This window comes from Paenibacillus sp. BAC0078 (assembly GCF_054483875.1).
In genome coordinates this window covers 1-1,062 of record NZ_JBTLRW010000061.1, presented here as the reverse complement: position 1 = coordinate 1,062, position 1,062 = coordinate 1, and the positions used below count along the sequence as shown (strand labels likewise).

The 1,062-nt window shown below is 59.8% G+C and carries 1 protein-coding gene; it reads left to right on the top strand.

Going from position 1 to position 1,062, the window contains the following annotated elements:
- On the top strand, nt 1-1,062 hold a 1,062-nt coding region (locus tag ACX1DY_RS31395; RefSeq protein ID WP_458968041.1), incomplete at both ends, for an AMP-binding protein.

Sequence of the window (1,062 nt, the reverse complement as noted above, 5' to 3'; positions counted from 1 at the left end):
GGTGGCGGGGAGAAGGCACCCGGATGCGGAACGGATGATCGGGATGTTCGTTAACACGCTGGCGATGCGGAGCCGCCCGGCGGGAAGCAAACGGTTCGACGCGTACTTGGCGGAAGTGAAGGCCGCGGTGCTGGGGGCGATGGAGAACCAGGATTATCCATTCGAGGAGCTGGTGGAGAAGGCGGAGGTAAGGCGGGATACGAGCCGGAACCCGCTGTTCGACACGATGCTGGTGCTGCAGAACATGCAGATGAGCGAATGGAAACCGGAAGGGCTGACGATTCAGCCGTACGCGCAGGAATATCGGGTGGCGAAATTCGACCTGACCGTAGCTGCGGTGGAGCAGGAAGGGCGGCTGTATTTCGATTGGGAATACAGCACGGCGCTGTTCAAGAAGGAAACGGTTGAGCGGATGGGCAAACATCTGGCGGCAATCGTGGAACAGATCGTCGAAACGCCGGACATGAGGTTGGAGGAAATCGAGCTGGCCGGGGAAGAAGAGAAGCGTCAGCTGTTGACGGTGTTTAACGACACGAAGGCGGACTATCCGAAGGAGCAACCGATCCACGAGCTGTTTGAGCAGCAGGCGGAGCGTACACCGGAAGCGGTGGCGGTCATATTCGAGTCTGAGCGAATGACGTATGGGGAGCTGAACGCGAAGGCGAACCAATTGGCGCATGAATTACGGGCGCGTGGCGTCGGATCGGATCGGATCGTGGCGATTATGGCGGAGCGTTCAGTCGAGATGGTGGTCGGAATCATGGCGATTCTGAAAGCCGGCGGCGCATACTTGCCGATCGACCCGACGTACCCGGCGGAACGGATCACGTACATGCTGGAGGACAGCGGCGCAAGACTGCTGCTCGTATGTGGGGACGTGGAAGTGCCACCTGGGTATGCGGGAGAGGTGCTGAATCTGGTGGACGCGTTGCTGTACGCAGGCGACACCGCGAACCCGCCAGCCGCAAACGGTCCGAACGATCTGGCGTATGTCATCTACACGTCGGGATCGACGGGACAGCCCAAGGGTGTCATGGTCGAACATGGCGGCTTAACGAATAT